This is a genomic window from Acidovorax sp. IB03, assembly GCF_016406015.1.
Classification (GTDB): Bacteria; Pseudomonadota; Gammaproteobacteria; order Burkholderiales; family Burkholderiaceae_C; genus Acidovorax; species Acidovorax temperans.
Genome location: NZ_JAEFCH010000046.1, coordinates 1 through 16,620, shown reverse-complemented (window position 1 = coordinate 16,620; position 16,620 = coordinate 1). Strand labels below are relative to the sequence as shown.

Genomic DNA, 16,620 nt, shown 5'->3' with positions numbered 1-16,620 from the left:
GCGCGCACCAGCGGGGCAGTGCGGGTGTGCTGTCGCCAACGGGTCTGCCACCTTGAACCGGCTATTGAAACCCCGGCGGGCCTGCCAGCGCGCCGGGGTTTGGTGGGTCACCGGGCCAGGAAGTCCCGGATGGCGGCCAGTGTTTCTTCCGGCGCCTCGGTCATCTGGTTGTGGCCCACGGGCAGATGGGCGATCTGCACCTGCTTGCCAGCGGCCTGGGCGGCCTTGACGAGGCCCTGGGCCGCCTTGGGTGCCGTCATCTGGTCCTGGCTGCCCAGCGCAAACAGCACGGGGCAAGTCAGTTGCGCCATGGCCGCCTCGCCGCCCGCGTAGCTGTCGCAGGCCACAAAACCCCGGTGGAACACATTGACCTGCGGGTTGCTGCGCAGCACCTTGCGCCCCAGCGCCATGCCCGCGCCAAACACCCAGGTGCCAGGCCCCAGGGCTGACGGGGGCGCAGACAGCGTGCTGCGCGAGAACACGTTGACCATGCGCATCGCCTTCTCCGGGTCGGTCTGCGAGGCCTCGATGAGTGCGGGCGACACCTTCATCGGGAAGGCCGTGCCCACCAGCACCAGATGGCTGATGCGGTCCTTGAGCCGCGCGGCGGCTTCCATGGCAATGAGCGAACCCCAGCTATGGCCCACCAGCGCCGCGCGCTGCACGCCTGCTGCATCCAGCAGCGCGCCGATGAAGTCTGCGCCTTGCTCCACCGTGGCGGGCGCATCGCCGCCACTCTTGCAGTGGCCGGGCAGGTCGATGGCCAGCACGTTCCAGCCGTGGTTGGCCATGTAGCGGCTTTGCAGGGCCCACACGCTGTGGTCGTTAAGCACGCCATGGATGAACACCACCGTGGGCTTGGCGGCATCAAACGCTTTGCCGCCGGTGTAGCAGTAGATGGCGGCGCCGTTGACTTGGACGTACATGGTCAGGCCCCCGCTTTCTCAGCGGCTTTCAGCGCGCGCTTGAGGTCGTCGATGAGGTCGTCCGCGTCTTCGAGGCCGATGGACAGGCGGATCGTGCCCTGGCTGATGCCTGCACCCGCCAGCGCCTCGTCGCTCATGCGGAAGTGCGTGGTGCTGGCCGGGTGGATCACCAGGCTGCGGCAGTCGCCCACATTGGCCAGGTGGCTGAAGACCTTGAGGGTTTCAATGAACTTCTTGCCCTGCTCGCGGTTGCCCTTGAGGTCAAAGCTGAACACCGAGCCCGCGCCGCGTGGCAGCAGCTTTTGCGCGAGGGCATGGCTGGGGTGAGACTCCAGCAAGGGGTGACCCACGCGCGACACAAACGGCTGCGCGGCCAGAAATTCGACCACCTTCTCGGTGTTGCGCATGTGCTGCGCCATGCGCAGCGGCAGGGTCTCAATGCCTTGCAGGATGAGCCAGGCCGTGTGCGGGCTCATGCAGGCGCCAAAGTCGCGCAGGCCCTCGCGCCGCGCGCGCAGCAAAAAAGCGCCCACGGTGCTCTCTTCGGTGAACACCATGTTGTGAAAGCCATCGTAGGGCTGCGTCAGCTCGGCAAACTTGCCGGCCGACTTCGGGCCGTCCCAGTCAAAGCTGCCGCCATCCACCACGATGCCGCCCACCACCGTGCCGTGGCCCGAGAGGAACTTGGTGGCCGAGTGGTAGACCAGATCTGCGCCATGTTCAAACGGCTTGATAAGCCAAGGCGAGGTGAGGGTGGAGTCCACCAGCAGCGGCACACCCGCATCGTGCGCGATGGACGACACGGTGGGGATGTCCAGCACATCCAGGCCGGGGTTGCCCACGGTTTCGCCAAAGAACAGGCGGGTAGTGGGGCGCACCGCAGCGCGCCAGCCGTCGATGTCTCCGGGCTTGACGAAGGTGGTCTCGATGCCGAAGCGTGACAGCGTGTAGTGCAGCAGGTTCTGTGATCCTCCATACAGCGCCGTGCTGGCCACGATGTGGCTGCCTGCGCCCATCAGCGTGGCAATCGCCAGGTGCAGTGCGGCCTGGCCACTGGCGGTGGCAATGGCACCCACGCCGCCTTCCAGGGCGGCCACGCGCTGCTCCAGCACCGCGTTGGTGGGGTTGCTGATGCGACTGTACACATGGCCGCCGCGCTCCAGGTTGAAGAGGGAGGCCGCGTGGTCGCTCGACTCAAAGACGAACGAGGTGGTCAGGTGAATGGGGGTGGCGCGCGCGCCGGTGGCGGGGTCGGGGCTGGCGCCTGCGTGCAGGGCCAGCGTGTCAAAGCCGGGGTCTGAATAACCGGGCATGGGTTCTGTCTCCGATGTTGTCGATATGGGCGTAAATTGTGGGCTATATTTGATGCGATTACGCCTACAGCGCAGCGCGCCCCCCGGAGACCTTGCACCATGAAAGTCAGCGACATCCTTCGCGTCAAAGGAAACACCCTCTACACCGTGACGCCGGACGAGCCTTTGGCCCAAGCGGCCCAGGTGATGGCCGAGAAAGACATTGGGTCGCTGGTGGTGATGGAGCTGGGTGACCTGGTGGGCATGCTCACTTTCCGCGAAGTGATCCAGGCCATGGTGCGCAACGGGGGCTCGGTGGGCACCATGCGCGTGCGCTCTGCGATGGACGATGCGCCATTGACCTGCACGCTGGAAACCGACATGGACGAGGTGCGCCGCATGATGCTGGATCGCCACGCCCGTTACATGCCCGTGATGGACAAGCGCATGCTCATGGGCGTGATCAGCTTCTACGACGTGGCCAAGGCTGTGGTGGACAGCCAGAACTTCGAAAACCAGATGCTCAAGGCCTACATCCGCGACTGGCCTGCGGAAGACGATACCAAAGCTTGAGCGCAGGGGCTGCGGCCCAGGTCCTCAGCTGCAGCAAACGGCACTGGCTTCCAAAGACCACGCGTGCAGCATGTGTGCCGGCATGGGGCGGCCTAGCAGGTAGCCTTGCATCACTTCGCAGCCGTGCTCTTGCAACCAGCGGCACTGCTGCGACGTTTCCACCCCCTCGGCCACCACGGTCATGCCCAGACTCTTCGCGATGCTCAGCACGGAAATCGTGAGCGCCCGGGCCGTTTCGCTGTGTTCCAGGTCCTGCACAAAAGACTTGTCCAGCTTCAGCTCTGTGATCGGCAGTCGGTGCAGGTAGCTCAGGCTGGAGTAGCCGGTGCCAAAGTCATCCAGTGACAGGCGAAATCCCTGCTGGCTCAGCAACTCGATGTTCTCCTGGGTTATCTCGCGCGCATCCATCATCACGCTCTCGGTGATTTCCAGCAGCAGGTCGTGCGCCGCCAAGCCATGCTGGCGCAAGGTGTCGCTCACGTTCTGCGCAAACCCTTTTTGGTGAAAACTGCGCCCGGACAGATTCACCGCCACGTGCGGCACCGCAATGCCCGCTGCGCGCCAGGTGTTGATTTGCTGGCAGACCTCATTCACCAGCCAATCGGTAAGCGCCGGAATCAACCCGGTTTCTTCGGCCAGGGGGATGAACTGCGCTGGAGAGACTGCGCCCCATTCGGGATGGCTCCAGCGGGCCAGGGCCTCCATGCCGTGCAGCGCCAGCACCGGGTCTGAGGTGATCTGGGGCTGGTAGTGCAGGGTCAGCTCGCCACGCTCCAATGCGTGGTGCAGGGCCCGCTCCATGGCGGCGCGTTCCTGGGCGCGCCGGTTCATCTCCAGGCTGAAAAGCTGCAGGCTGTGGCGATGGTCGCTTTTGGCCTGGTACATCGCCTGGTCAGCGTGTCGCAACAGCGTATCGATGTCGTTGCCATCATGCGGGCAAATGGAAATGCCGATGCTGGCGCTGGGCAGGTTGATCTGGCCCTGGATCTCTACCGGCATGGCGATGCTGCCCAGTACACGCTGCGCCGTTTGCACCGCTTGCTCCGTGGTGCAGTTGGACAGCAGCAGCACGAATTCGTCGCCCGACAGGCGGCCAATGCAGTCTTGGGCGCGCACGCATTCGCCCAGACGCTGCGCCACTACCCGCAGCAAGGTGTCTCCGGCCGCATGGCCCTGGGTGTCGTTGACCTGCTTGAATCGGTCCAGGTCCACGAAGAGCAGGGCGCCGGTCTGGTGGTCACGTGCCATGCTGGACAGGGCCCTTTCCGCGCTGTTGCGGAACATGGCACGGTTGGGCAGACCGGTGAGTACGTCAAAAAACGCCAGCTGGTGGATGCGCTGGCGCGAAGCGTCGCGCTCAATGGCCAGGGCGCACAGGTGCAGGCAGACCTGCACCAGGCTCTTGTGCAGCGCATTGGGTTCGCGCGGCTCCTTGAAGTAAAACGCGAATGTGCCCACCACCTGCCCCTCGTGGTTTTTGATGGGGCTGGACCAGCAGGCCTTGAGTCCGGTCGATTTGAAGAGGGCGCGGTAGTCATCCCAGCGCGGGTCGGTGGCGATGCTGGTGGTGACCACAGGCTTGCCCAAATAGGCCGCCGTGCCGCAGGAGCCAACGTTGGGGCCGATCTGCACGCCATCGAGTGCCGCGCAGATGTGGTCTGGTAAACCGGGGGCCGCCAGGGGATGAACCCGGCCGTTCGTGTCTACCGCCAGGATGGAGGCCGTGACCTCCGGGGCAATGTTTTCCACCTCTTTGCACACCCTGGTCATCAGCTCGGGCAGGCTGGTTTCGCTAACCATGCTTTCGAGCACGCGCTTTTGCAGCACTTCATGCATCTTGGTCAGGGTGATGTCGGTGAGCACCGTGATGGAGCCGCCGGGACCTCCCTGTGCTTCATCCGCTTTGTTGACCACCATCGATACCCAGCGCGGTTGGCCATCGCGGCTGTAGATGAGCGCATCGCCGTGGTAATGCCCTTGCAGGCGTAATCCGCTGCGAATGGCTTCCGTCAGGCCTTGGTGCGTGTGCGGTCCTTGCAGCATGTCGCTGAGGTAACGGCCCCGCGCCTCGTCAATGGTGAAGCCAAAAAGGCGCGTGAAGCCCTGGTTGACATACACCACCTGCCGGTCGCGGTTGGTCAGCGCGATGGCGTTGTCGCTGCAATCCAGGGCTTGGCGCAAGGGGCTGTCGGCCAGCAGGGGGGCGGCTCATGGTGCAACAGAGTGCGTGGCGTGGCGGGGGCTCCATGGAGCGATGGGGAGGTTGGCATGCGCTTCTCAAGAGTCTGACCCCATGCTAGTCCTACACACGCGCTCTGCCAAGCGCTGTATGCGCATGTGGGACTGAATTGCTCTGGGATAATCCTCGCTATGAGCGGCAATACCCTAGGCACCCTTTTCACTGTCACCAATTTTGGTGAATCCCATGGTCCAGCCATCGGCTGCGTGATTGATGGCTGCCCGCCTGGCATGCCGTTGTCCGAGGCCGACATCCAGATCGACCTGGACCGCCGCCGCCCAGGCACCAGCCGGCACGTTACGCAGCGCAACGAGCCCGATGCCGTGGAAATTCTCTCGGGGGTGTACGAAGGCAAGACCACGGGCACCCCCATTGCCCTGCTCATTCGCAACACCGACCAGCGCAGCAAGGACTACGGCAACATCGCGCAGAGCTTCCGCCCTGGCCACGCCGACTACACCTACTGGCACAAATACGGCATTCGTGACCCGCGCGGTGGCGGCCGCTCCTCTGCCCGGCTGACCGCCCCCACTGTGGCTGCTGGTGCCGTGGCCAAGAAATGGCTGCAGCAGCAATATGGAACGCAGTTTCGCGCGTGCATGACGCAGCTGGGCGAGCTGGAAATCCCCTTTGAGAGCTGGGATCACGTGCGCAGCAATCCGTTCTTTGCGCCGGTGGCTGACGTCGCTGAATACGAGGACTACATGGACGCCTTGCGCAAGGCGGGTGATTCCTGCGGTGCGCGCATCCGCGTGCAGGCCACGGGCGTGCCGGTAGGCTTGGGTGAGCCGCTGTACGACAAGCTGGACGCCGACATTGCCTTCGTCATGATGGGGCTCAACGCCGTCAAGGGCGTGGAAATTGGCGCCGGCTTTGCCAGCGTGGCCCAGCGCGGCACCACCCATGGCGATTCCATGGCACCCAACGGCTTCATGTCCAACAACGCTGGGGGGGTGCTGGGCGGTATCAGCACTGGGCAAGACCTGGAAGTGAGCCTGGCGATCAAGCCCACCAGCTCCATCATCAGCCCCCGTGAATCGATCGACGTCCACGGCAACCCCACCGAGGTCATCACCAAGGGGCGGCATGACCCTTGCGTCGGCATTCGTGCTGCGCCCATCGCCGAGGCCCTGTTGGCCCTGGTGGTGATGGACCATGCCCTGCGCCACCGGGCCCAGTGCGGCGATGTGGTGCACGCGGTGGCGCCCATCAAAGCCTCGTTCCTGTAAGCGCTGCCAGGCAGTCGCCTCGCATGCAGCGCTTGCGCACGCTGGGGGCGCGGCGGCCGCTGGTGCCGTTTGCTGCCCTGTCGGCCAGTTACTTCGCACACATCGGGTTTTTCAACCCGTACCTGCCGCTCTGGCTCAAAAGCCTGGGCCTGCCCCTGGTCACCATCGGGGTGCTGACGTCGCTGCAATCCCTCACGCGCCTGTTTGCGCCTTATGGCTGGGGCATGTTGAGCGACCATACCGGCCAGCGTGTGCCCTTGCTGCGCTGGTGTTCGACGCTGGCGCTGGTGATTTCCGCGGGTCTGTGGGTGCCCGGCGGCACTTGGTGGATTGCGGCCGTGTTGCTGCTCATGTTCGCCCACACCAGCGCCATGATGCCGATGAGCGAGGCCGCCATGGCCCACTTGGTGAGCCAGGAAGGCAGCTTCGATGCGCGCCGCTATGGCCGGGTTCGGCTGTGGGGCTCGCTGGGCTTTCTGGTCACGGTGTTTGCGGCCGGGGCGTGGTTTGAGCAGTTTGGCATGGCCGATTTCCCAGGCTGGACGCTGGCCACCCTGGTGGCGGTGGTGGCCAGCACCTGGCTCTTGCCCCGCCTGGAAGAGGGGCCGCCTTCTTCCAGCACCAGTCATGGCGCCAGGCCTGCCATGGCCCCCGTCTTGCGCAGGCCCCAGGTGCGGTGGTTTTTCGCATCGGCTTGCTTTCACGTTCTGGCCCACATTGCGGTCTACGTGTTCTTCTCGCTGTACCTGGATGCCTTGGGGTATCGCAAATCGACCATTGGCGTGCTGTGGGCGGTGTCTGTGGTGGTAGAGATCGCATGGTTCTTCACCCAGGGGCGCTGGCTGCCTCGCTGGCCCTTGAGTCGCTGGCTGCTGGTGTGCGCTGCCGCCATGGCGCTGCGCATGGGCATGACGGCTGCCGCAGGTGCGTGGTTGCTGGTGCTGGTGGTGGCGCAGATGCTGCACGCGCTCACCTTTGCGGCCCACCACACGGCGTGTATGGCGCTGCTGTCGGAATACTTCCCAGGTCGCCTGCGCGGGCGCGGGCAGGCCTTGTACACGGTGCTGGCCTATGGCCTGCCTGGCGTGGTGGGGGCGTTGGCAGGGGGCGCTTTGGGCGATGCTGCCGGCTTGGCGTCGGTGTACTGGGCAGCCATGGTGGCCAGTGTGTTGTCCTGCCTGTGTGCCTGGAAGGTGGGGCGCAGCGCCCTCAAGGAACGGAGCTTGGAATGATCGTGAAAAACGCTAGCAAAGCGGTCGCCGCACTGGCGGCAACCCTCACTTTGACCACGTTGCTGGGCTGCGCCCATCCCTCGGGTTCGCAGGCTGAAGCCAACTTCGTGGATATCGGGCTGATCGCCTTCAACGATTTTCACGGCAACCTGGAGCCGCCCCACATTGCAGTACCCATCCGCAGCCAGCAGGGCGTGGAGCGTGTGCCCGCCGGTGGCGCCGCCTACCTGGCCAGCGCCATCGCGCAGCTCAAGGCCCGCCATCCACACCATGCCGTGATCACCGCTGGGGACATGGTGAGCGCATCGCCCCTGGTGTCGGCCCTGTTCCTGGACGAGCCCACCATCGAAGCCGTGAACCACATGCAGATCGACTTCTCTGCAGTAGGCAACCACGAATTTGACCGGGGCTGGCAAGAGCTGCTGCGCCTGCAGCAGGGCGGTTGCGAGAAGTTCACGGTGCGCGAGCCCTGCCAGATCAGCACGCCCTTTGAAGGGGCCAAGTTCCGCTTTCTGGCCGCCAACACCGTGCGTGAAGATGGTCAGCCTTTGTTGCCCGCTACGGGCATCAAACGTTTCTCGCAGGGCGATGCCACCGTGGCGGTGGGCTTCATCGGCATGACGCTCAAGGCCACGCCCACCATGGTGAGCCCTGCGGGCGTGAAAGGCCTGCGTTTTGAAGACGAGGCCGCCACGGCCAATGCCCTGGTGCCCCAGTTGCGCGCCCAGGGCGCGGATGTGATCGTCGTCGCCATCCACGAAGGGGGCTACACCGATGCCGAGGTGCTGGGGCAGGAGTGTTCGGGCATCAACGGCGACATCGTGCCGATTCTGGAGCGGCTGGACCCCTCTGTGGATGTGGTCGTCTCCGGCCACACCCACCAGGCCTATGTGTGTGACTACGCCCGCATCAATCCAGCCCGCCCGTTTTTGCTGACCAGCGCCGGGCAGTACGGTGCGCTGCTGACCGAGGTGTCACTGCGGGTGGACACCGCCACCCGCAAGCTAGTGCACAAAAGTGCCCACAACCACATCGTGCAGGGCGAGGCATTTACCGGCAGCCAGGGGCTGGTGCCCCTGAACGCTGCCGTACCGGCCTATCCGGCCGATCCGTTCGTGCAGCAACTGGTGGCACGCTACAAGGCCGCTGCCGAACCCCTGGCGCAGCGGCCCGTGGGCCGGGCCAGTGCGCCGCTGCTGCGCGTGCGCAACGAAGCGCTGGAAAGCACGTTGGGCAATCTGGTGGCAGATGCCCAGTTGGCCGCGACCCGCGCGCCGCAGAAGGGCGGTGCCCAGCTCTCGTTCATGAACCCCGGTGGCTTGCGGGCTGATCTGGTGCCTGATGCGCAAGGCCAGCTGCGCTATGGGCAGCTTTTCAGCGTTCAGCCGTTTGGCAACAACATCATGGTGCGCACGTACACCGGCGCGCAGATCCGCGCGGTGCTGGAGCAACAGTTTGCCGGCGGCACCAGCACGCTGCAGTCCCCTCGGGTGCTGTCGGTGTCTGAAGGATTTGGCTACCGGTACGACCTGTCGCAACCCGCTGGCTCGCGCATCAGCCAGATGACCCTGCATGGCAAGCCGCTGGAGGACACCGCCGTAGTGCGGGTGGCCATCAGCAGCTTTCTGGCCAGCGGTGGGGATGGCTTCACGGTGTTCATGGAGGGGCGAGACACTACAGGCGGCGATCTCGATCTGGATGTGCTGGAGGCCTACGTGCTGGCACACAGCCCGATAGCGCCACCGCTCACCAACCGCATCCAGCGTGCCCCGTAGTGGGCCGGGGTGAGGGCACATCTGCCCGTAGGCGCTTTGAAGCGATTGATGTCTGGGTGATTGAGGACTATTAGCCAAATTGGCCTATAGCGCTTATGCAGCAAGCGCAAGCAGCTATAAAAATAATAGCTTGGTTGTATCTGCCTGCACAACCCAGGCAACACCAGCCTATTTGCGCACTTCGTCTACCAGCGCTCTGAACTCGTCAATGTCTTCAAAGCTGCGGTACACGCTGGCAAAGCGGATGTAGGCGACTTTGTCGAGCTTCTTGAGCTCGCGCATCACCAGCTCGCCAATGCGGCCGGAGTTCACTTCGCGCTGCCCCAGGTTCAGCAGCTTTTCTTCAATGCGCTCAATGGCGCTATCGATCTGCTCGGTGCTCACCGGGCGCTTGCGCAGCGCCAGGTTGAAAGAGGCGAGCAGCTTGCCGCGTTCGTACTCGATGCGGCGACCGTCTTTCTTCACGATGGCCGGAAAGTTCACTTCCGGCCGCTCGTAGGTCGTGAAACGCTTGTCACAGGCGCCGCACTGGCGGCGGCGCCGGATGAACACCCCGTCTTCAGACACCCGTGTTTCAACGACTTGCGTTTCCAGGTGGCTGCAGAAGGGGCATTTCATGGTCGCTGGCTACCTGCTTAGCGGTAGACAGGGAAGCGTGCGGTCAGGGCGTTGACCTTTTCGCGCACGGCGGCGATGTTCGCTTCATCGCGTGGGTTGTCCAGCACGTCGGCGATCAGGTTGGCCGTCAGGCGCGCTTCTTCTTCCTTGAAGCCACGGGTGGTCATGGCGGGGGTGCCAATGCGCACGCCGCTGGTCACCATCGGCTTTTCAGGGTCGTTGGGAATGGCGTTCTTGTTGATGGTCATGTGAGCAGCGCCCAGCACAGCCTCGGCTTCCTTGCCCGTGATGCCCTTGGCGCGCAGATCCACCAGCATCACGTGGCTTTGCGTGCCACCGCTCACGATGCGCAGACCACGCTGGGTCAGCGTCTCGGCCACGACCTTGGCGTTCTTCACCACTTGCTCTTGATAGGCCTTGAACTCGGGCGTCAGTGCTTCCTTGAAGGCCACGGCCTTCGCGGCAATCACGTGCATCAGGGGGCCGCCTTGCAGGCCGGGGAAGATGGCGCTGTTGATGGCCTTCTCGTGTTCGGCCTTCATCAGGATGATGCCGCCACGGGGGCCGCGCAGGCTCTTGTGCGTGGTGGATGTGACCACGTCGGCGTGGGGCACGGGGTTGGGGTACACACCGGCGGCGATCAGGCCGGCGTAGTGGGCCATGTCCACCATGAAGATGGCGCCAATTTCCTTGGCGATCTTGGCAAAGCGCTCGAAATCGATGTGCAGGCTGTAAGCAGATGCCCCAGCCACGATCAGCTTGGGCTTGTGCTCGCGGGCCTTGGCTTCCATCGCGTCGTAGTCAATGGCTTCGTTCTTGTCCAGACCGTAGCTGACCACGTTGAACCACTTGCCCGACATGTTCAGCGGCATGCCGTGGGTCAGGTGGCCGCCTTCGGCCAGGCTCATGCCCATGATGGTGTCGCCGGGCTTCAGGAAGGCTAGGAACACGGCTTCATTGGCAGATGCGCCGCAATGGGGTTGCACGTTGGCAGCATCGGCGCCGAAGATCTTCTTCACGCGGTCAATGGCCAGTTGCTCGGCCACGTCCACGTGCTCGCAGCCACCGTAGTAGCGCTTGCCTGGGTAGCCTTCGGCGTATTTGTTGGTGAGCTGGGTGCCTTGCGCCCACATCACGGCGGGGGAGGCGTAGTTCTCGCTGGCGATCAGCTCGATGTGGTGCTCTTGGCGGGCGTTTTCAGCCTGGATGGCAGCAAACAGCTCGGGATCGGTTTGTTCGACAAGAATTTTGCGGTCGTACATGGTATGGCAGTCCTATGAACTTATGTCCCTTGAAACAAGGGCTGCCCAGGCGAACGGCGGAACGCTCAGGCCCAGGTCCTTCGCGGCACGCTCCCCAGTGGTTCACAAGATGACGGATCTTGTTGTTTTCCACGTCAGCGGTGACACCTGAAAAGTGCCACGCCTATCGCCAGTCGCGTACCCCCGTAGTGTAGCTGAGGTACCTGCGGGCCTGCCGGATTGCGGCGCTTTGAGTCCGCTGGGCGTTTTGGTGAGTTTCTGCTCTGAATACTGTGCTGCCACACGGGGTGACAGCACCTGACTTCAGGAGCCCACGGAACCGAGCAACGCGACCTTGCTGTCGGCTTCGGCCGAGGGGCGTTCTCCAGCATTGCGCGAGGCGGCTGGAATAGCTTGCGCCGGTGTGGCCGCAGGAGCTTGGGTGGAGAGCATGACGGGTGCATTGACGGGTACAGACCGGCCATTGGCCACCTGGCGCAAGCGCGAATGCTCTGCCATCACCTTGGCGGTGTATCCACCATCATCGGGCAGGTTGGCGGCGCCCACGTAATAGCGCAAACCCCCTTCGATGGAACCTGCGCGTGCAATGCACTCCTGCAGCACCTTGACGCCGACGCGAAGGTTGGACACAGGGTCGAACGCCGCAAAGTGCCCACCGAAATTCTGGTACTTCTCCGTATGCACACGGGTCATCACTTGCATCAGGCCTTGCGCACCGACCGCGCTTTGGGCAAACGGATTGAAGTTTGACTCGATGGCCATGATGGCGAGGATGAGGGTCGGATCCAGCTTGGTGCGTGTGCCAATGTCATACGCCTCAGCGACCAGAACGCTCAGGGGCTCTGGAGCCACCTTGTACTTTTTGCTCAGCCAAAAGGCCACAGCCGCCTGCTCTTTGGGCAGGTCCTTGGGGTTGCCTGCCGTAGCGCGTTCGCTGGCATCGGGCTCTACGGGCATGCCGATGGCTGCGACTTGTCGCTCCTGCAGCCAGTTCATGAGTTGCTCCTCTCCTGCCTGGCGCAGATCAGGGCGCGCAGTCAGTGTGATCGCAACAAAGGCAACAGCCAAGCCGATGAGGGCAAAGCTGTTGTGGGTGATTTCAAGAAAACCATTGGTCACATCGTTCACGAAGGTTCGTAGGCCGGAGACAAATTTTCCTGACGCTGTCATAGCTCTTCCTTTCTGAGGCGGAGGCTCTGGAGTGACTGCTGGTGTTCGCAGTGCTGAAGCGAGCTTCCGCTTGGATTGGTACGCCATCAACTGCTGTCTGCGGTGACTGCGTAGTGCAGGGGAGACAGTGTTGACTTAGCCGGGTTCGGCAGCGGATTGGGACTTTGGATGCCTTGGTTTTCAAGGCTGGCGGATTCTAGGAGGGTACTTAATGCTTGGTCAATACTATCAAAAATAGTTTTAAGACAAAAAAATTATAAAATAACTGTGGTTTTAGCCAGTTTTTCTCTGCGATGACAGTCCAAATTGCTGAATTTCCCTTGAGGGGCTGAGCATCGGTGTCAAAGAATCTATCGGTGGCGTGAGTCCGATTTAAATTGCAGCTTGAAGTTCGATGCCCGGTTTGATAAGGTGAAATTGCCTGTGATTTCAGGCATCGCCGAACGAAGCCAAGCCTCCCTCCGATGGCATTCAGTGCCCAGGTGCAGCAGGCAAGGCTTTCAAGGCAACCCCCTGGGGGCAATCTCTTGCCCCCTCGCACGCAGGACGATTTCCTCCATCGTGCGAATAGATGGCAAAGACCGTTGTGTCAGCCGTCAAGCCCGGTCAGCCTGCCTTGTGGTGGTGCTGGTCGGGCTTTCTTGTTTGCGGCGCAGCCGTTGCTATGCAGGTAACTCTTGCGTGCTTTCGTCCCACCGTACGGTGCCAATGCAACTGCGCTTGCATATATATAGATAATGGGAGCCTTTCCTGGGGCGGTGCCATAGGTGCAGCCCCGCACGAGGCATGACGAGAAGTGCATTGGGAGTCTTTGTGTCAAGTCATGCCCCAGGGTTGAGTGCAGCGGCATCATGAGCGAGTTGTTCCTCGCTTGAGGTCAGGCCGCAGCTCCTTGCAGATATTTGTTCTCGTCATCGCGGCCCCTCTGTGTAGGGCCGGGAAGGTTCTCAGGGACTCCCATTGAGGCCTTCTCTGTTTTTCAATGAACCCATGTTTCCTTTTTTTTCCCGCAGCAAAATGTCTGAAGCACCTGAAGTGAATCCGGCCCCGGCCAAAACCCATGAGCCGCATCCACTGGATGCATTGACCGGTGGCGCGTTCTCTGCAGCCACGTCCGGAGAGCGGGCGTCGCGTATCCGCGAGTGGTTGACCACACAGCCTGCGCCGGAGCAGTTGCAAGAAGTGTTCAAGGAGTTGAGCGGTCGTGACAAGGGTGCTGCCCGTGCGGTCCGCGAGCGACTGGACGAAATCCGCCGTGCCAAGGGCCAAGAGGCCATCGCGGCTGAATGGGCAGACAAAGCCCAGGCTTTGCTGTCTGCCTCCAAGCTCAACATTGCCGATGCCCTGGCATGGCAGCGCGATGCAGCGAAGGCCGGTGCGCCTTTGTCGAGGGAGCCGCTGTCGCTGTTGAAGGTACAGATTGCTGACCGTGTCAAAGTCATCGAAGATCTGCAGCACCGCGTGCAGGTGCAGCGCGAGGCCGCAGTGTTGCTGGCCCAGCGCATTGAGGTGCTTTCCACCAAGTCCTGGCGCGATGCCCAGGCAGCTCTGGAGTTATTGCGTGCTGACGTTGCGCGCTGGCAAGAACAAGCCCAGGGGCTGACCAGTGATGCCAGCTGGGTGAGCGTGGAAGCACGCTTTCCGCAACAGCTGGAAAGCTCCAAGGCCCAGTTGCTGGTGGTGTGGGAAGCGTTTCAGCCCGCTCTGGCGCAGGCCATCGCGGCTGCTGAAGACGTCAATGCGCCTCTGCCCCCCGTGCCTGTGTGGGCCGATGAGCTGCGCGTAGCCCGTGGTTTGCCTTCTGAGGCAGCGGCTGCCGCGGCCAAGTCAGCCCGCCCCGCCAAGCCCAAGGTAGACCCCGAAGTGCGTGACAAAGCCGTACAGGCGGTGCGCGAAGCGTTGGCCACGCTGGAAAAAGAAACGGCTGAAGGCCACGGCAAAGCCAGTGCAGGCGCGGCCGCTGCGCTGCGCGCAGAGCTCAAGACCCAAGGGAAGCACATCGATGCTGCTTTGGAGCAGCAAGTCCATTCCGCTTTGGTTGCCGCAGGTGAACTGGAGGGCTGGCAGCGCTGGAGCGCTGATCAGGTGCGCGAGGACCTGGTCGCCAAAGCCGAAGGGCTGCTCAATCGCCCTGAAGGCCAGGCCTTGGGTGGCCGCAAGATGCAGGAAACGCTGCGTCAATTGCGTGAGCAGTGGAAGCAAACGGACCAAGGCGGCGCACCCAACCATGCGCTGTGGAAAAAGTTTGACGAAGCCTGCAATGCGGCTCACAAGGTGGTCGAGGCCTGGCTGGACAAGATCCGTAGCGAGGCTGCTGAGCACAAGGCCCAGCGTCTGGCGCTGATTGAAGAGGTCAAGGCATGGGCCCAGGAGCACGCTGCCTCTGGCGACTGGAAGGGCATCCACCGTGCGCTTTACCAGTTTGGTGACCGCTGGCGTGAAAGCGGACATGTGGGCGAAAAGCTGTTTGCTGAGTTGCAGCCCCTGTGGAAGCAGGCGATTGCTGCTGCCGCTGCTCCTCTGGAAGCTGCGCAGAAGGAAAGCCTGGCGCGACGCCATGCCATGATCGAAGAAGCGGCTGTGCTCGGTGCTGCTGCTGTGTTGCGCATCGATGCCGTCAAGTCCTTGCAGCAGCGTTGGCAAGCCGAAGCCCAGTCGGTGCCGCTGGACCGCAAGCAGGAGCAAAAACTTTGGGATGCCTTCCGCAAGCCGATTGATGAGGCATTCAATCGCAAATCGGCGGAGCGTGAGCGCGCCACGACGGAATTGAGCGCACGCGACCGCGTTGTGCTGGAGGCTTCCAAAGCGCTGGAGGCTGCCAATGCCAGTGGCGATGCCCAGCAGATTCGCGCCGCCATGCAAGCCCTTGAGGCGGCTTTGCGTGGCCAAGCGCTGGCGGCTCAGGCGGTTGCCGAAAGTGAAGCAGATTCCGAGAAGAGCCAAGCTGTGTCAGCGCAAGATGCTACAGAAACTGTAGCATCCGAGCAGCCGTCGGATGCCTCTGGCGAGACCGCGGCCCCAGCGCCCGCAGCTCCCAAGCCTGCTGCGCGCCCTGTGGTTGCGGTGCGTGGTGACGACCGGCCTGGCATGAAGAAGGATGCCCCTGCAGTGGCGGGGCGTGGTGCTCGTCCCGGAGATCGCCGAGATGGTCGCCCGGGTGATCGGGACGGCAGTCGCGGGCCTCGCGCAGATGGGCGCTTTGGTGATCGCAACGATCGGGGTGGTCGTTTTGGTGACCGCCCAGAACGCGAAGACCGTGGCCCACGTTTGGGGGATACGGCATTCCGTGCCCAGCGTGATGCTATGGAGCACGCGCAGCAAACGCTGAAAAAGCTGGCTGCGCAGGCCCATGGCGAGGCATTGACGCACTTGCTGACGGCTTGGGAAAAGCGAGACGCGACCCAGCTACCCAGTGCTCAGGATTTGGGTGGACGTGTGTCTGCGTCCGTCCGTGCCGCCTGGGCGCAGGCGCTGTCTGCTGCTCCGAAGGGTGACGCTGCTGAAGCGTTGTTGCGCTTGGAGATTGCCGCAGAAGTGCCAACCCCCGCAGAGCACATCGCTGCCCGCCGCATGCTGCAACTGCAATTGCTGACGCGCCGCAATGATCCGTCGCCAGCCCAGACATGGGGTGACGACACCGCTCGTGTGTTGTCGAGTGCCAGTGATGCAGGCAGCGCCCGCCGTTTGCAGAACGTGCTCAAGACGCTGCTGCGCAAATAAGTGGCGGTACGGGCGTTGAAGATTCGCCCGTTTCGGGAGACCGATGCATCGGCCGCAGTCGCGCTATGGCGTGACTGCGGACTGATCCGGCCTTGGAACGATCCGTACAAGGATATTGAGCGCAAGAGTCATTGCCAGCCAGAGCTTTTCCTCGTGGGAAACTTGCCGGCCGATAGCCAAGGGGCTGATGTTCTGGTAGCCACCGCCATGGCGGGCTATGACGGGCATCGAGGATCTGTCTATTACCTGGCCGTCGCTCCCGGCCATCAGCAAATGTCCTTGGGGCGCGCCCTGATGGAGGAGGTGGAACAACGCTTGCTGGCGCTGGGCTGTCCCAAAGTCAATGTGCTTGTACGCACCAGCAACGCCAGTGTGCTCAGCTTCTGCGATAAGTTGGGTTATGCGCGGGACGATGCATTCTCGTTAGGCAAGCGTCTGATTCCTGATATCTGAAAGCTGGGGGATGGTTTGAATCCCTCGCCATGTTTTGGGCGAAAAAAAACCGCTGCGTGTGCAGCGGTTTTTGAATTTGGTGCCCAGGAGAGGACTCGAACCTCCACGATGTTACTCGCTAGTACCTGAAA

The 16,620-nt window shown here is 62.8% G+C and carries 12 protein-coding genes and 1 riboswitch; of the genes, 6 read left to right on the top strand and 6 right to left on the bottom strand.

The genetic code is table 11. The features are described 5' to 3' along the window. Positions 1–107: 107 nt before the first annotated feature. Positions 108–926 carry an alpha/beta fold hydrolase gene (locus IHV84_RS18075; protein ID WP_198847900.1) on the bottom strand — a complete coding sequence of 273 codons (819 nt, stop codon included), beginning with the start codon at positions 924–926 and terminating at the stop codon, positions 108–110. 2 nt (positions 927–928) lie between these two features. Then, on the bottom strand, positions 929–2,239 hold the full coding sequence (locus IHV84_RS18070; RefSeq protein ID WP_198847899.1) for an O-acetylhomoserine aminocarboxypropyltransferase: 1,311 nt from the start codon (positions 2,237–2,239) through the stop codon (positions 929–931). Positions 2,240–2,338: 99 nt separating this feature from the next. Between IHV84_RS18070 and IHV84_RS18065 the strand changes: the two genes are divergently transcribed. Continuing rightward, positions 2,339–2,791 carry a CBS domain-containing protein gene (locus IHV84_RS18065; RefSeq protein ID WP_066691606.1) on the top strand — a complete coding sequence of 151 codons (453 nt, stop codon included), beginning with the start codon at positions 2,339–2,341 and terminating at the stop codon, positions 2,789–2,791. Between the two features lie 24 nt (positions 2,792–2,815). On the opposite strand, the gene IHV84_RS18060 is transcribed toward IHV84_RS18065, so the two are convergent. Then, positions 2,816–4,972, bottom strand: coding sequence for an EAL domain-containing protein (locus tag IHV84_RS18060; protein WP_233100117.1), 2,157 nt, complete (start codon positions 4,970–4,972; stop codon positions 2,816–2,818). Between the two features lie 189 nt (positions 4,973–5,161). On the opposite strand from IHV84_RS18060, the gene aroC reads away from it, so the two are divergent. Genes aroC through IHV84_RS18045 form a run of 3 tightly spaced genes read left to right on the top strand, consistent with a single transcriptional unit; the run spans position 5,162 to position 9,266 of the window. Further along, positions 5,162–6,259 (top strand): chorismate synthase, encoded by a 1,098-nt coding sequence (gene aroC / locus IHV84_RS18055; protein WP_198847898.1) that lies wholly within the window; start codon positions 5,162–5,164, stop codon positions 6,257–6,259. Between the two features lie 23 nt (positions 6,260–6,282). Then, entirely contained in the window at positions 6,283–7,491 is a 1,209-nt protein-coding gene (locus IHV84_RS18050; RefSeq protein ID WP_198847897.1) for an MFS transporter, read from the top strand. Next, complete coding sequence (locus IHV84_RS18045; RefSeq protein ID WP_198847896.1) at positions 7,488–9,266, top strand: bifunctional UDP-sugar hydrolase/5'-nucleotidase; 1,779 nt, start codon at positions 7,488–7,490, stop codon at positions 9,264–9,266. Before IHV84_RS18050 ends, IHV84_RS18045 begins: the two co-directional genes overlap by 4 nt. Positions 9,267–9,434: 168 nt before the next feature. Here the strand turns inward: IHV84_RS18045 and nrdR are convergent, their stop codons facing one another. The 3 genes from nrdR to IHV84_RS18030 form a co-directional block, all read right to left on the bottom strand. After that, positions 9,435–9,884 carry a transcriptional regulator NrdR gene (gene nrdR / locus IHV84_RS18040; protein WP_044402746.1) on the bottom strand — a complete coding sequence of 150 codons (450 nt, stop codon included), beginning with the start codon at positions 9,882–9,884 and terminating at the stop codon, positions 9,435–9,437. A gap of 17 nt (positions 9,885–9,901) precedes the next feature. Further along, positions 9,902–11,146 (bottom strand): serine hydroxymethyltransferase, encoded by a 1,245-nt coding sequence (gene glyA, locus IHV84_RS18035; protein ID WP_044402743.1) that lies wholly within the window; start codon positions 11,144–11,146, stop codon positions 9,902–9,904. Between the two features lie 36 nt (positions 11,147–11,182). Beyond that, positions 11,183–11,333: riboswitch (ZMP/ZTP riboswitch) on the bottom strand. 116 nt (positions 11,334–11,449) lie between these two features. Beyond that, positions 11,450–12,316 carry a lytic transglycosylase domain-containing protein gene (locus tag IHV84_RS18030; protein ID WP_198847895.1) on the bottom strand — a complete coding sequence of 289 codons (867 nt, stop codon included), beginning with the start codon at positions 12,314–12,316 and terminating at the stop codon, positions 11,450–11,452. Positions 12,317–13,306: 990 nt separating this feature from the next. Between IHV84_RS18030 and IHV84_RS18025 the strand changes: the two genes are divergently transcribed. Continuing rightward, positions 13,307–16,036 (top strand): DUF349 domain-containing protein, encoded by a 2,730-nt coding sequence (locus tag IHV84_RS18025; RefSeq protein WP_198847894.1) that lies wholly within the window; start codon positions 13,307–13,309, stop codon positions 16,034–16,036. 15 nt (positions 16,037–16,051) lie between these two features. After that, positions 16,052–16,489 (top strand): GNAT family acetyltransferase, encoded by a 438-nt coding sequence (locus IHV84_RS18020; RefSeq protein ID WP_198847893.1) that lies wholly within the window; start codon positions 16,052–16,054, stop codon positions 16,487–16,489. The last annotated feature ends 131 nt before the right edge of the window (positions 16,490–16,620 follow it).

What these genes read in the sequence shown, in the direction of transcription:
- IHV84_RS18075 (WP_198847900.1), bottom strand. Translation starts at nt 926, where the DNA reads ATGTACGTCCAAGTCAACGGCGCCGCCATCTACTGCTACACCGGCGGC.
- IHV84_RS18070 (WP_198847899.1), bottom strand. Translation starts at nt 2,239, where the DNA reads ATGCCCGGTTATTCAGACCCCGGCTTTGACACGCTGGCCCTGCACGCA.
- IHV84_RS18065 (WP_066691606.1), top strand. Translation starts at nt 2,339, where the DNA reads ATGAAAGTCAGCGACATCCTTCGCGTCAAAGGAAACACCCTCTACACC.
- aroC (WP_198847898.1), top strand. Translation starts at nt 5,162, where the DNA reads ATGAGCGGCAATACCCTAGGCACCCTTTTCACTGTCACCAATTTTGGT.
- IHV84_RS18050 (WP_198847897.1), top strand. Translation starts at nt 6,283, where the DNA reads ATGCAGCGCTTGCGCACGCTGGGGGCGCGGCGGCCGCTGGTGCCGTTT.
- IHV84_RS18045 (WP_198847896.1), top strand. Translation starts at nt 7,488, where the DNA reads ATGATCGTGAAAAACGCTAGCAAAGCGGTCGCCGCACTGGCGGCAACC.
- nrdR (WP_044402746.1), bottom strand. Translation starts at nt 9,884, where the DNA reads ATGAAATGCCCCTTCTGCAGCCACCTGGAAACGCAAGTCGTTGAAACA.
- glyA (WP_044402743.1), bottom strand. Translation starts at nt 11,146, where the DNA reads ATGTACGACCGCAAAATTCTTGTCGAACAAACCGATCCCGAGCTGTTT.
- IHV84_RS18030 (WP_198847895.1), bottom strand. Translation starts at nt 12,316, where the DNA reads ATGACAGCGTCAGGAAAATTTGTCTCCGGCCTACGAACCTTCGTGAAC.
- IHV84_RS18025 (WP_198847894.1), top strand. Translation starts at nt 13,307, where the DNA reads ATGTTTCCTTTTTTTTCCCGCAGCAAAATGTCTGAAGCACCTGAAGTG.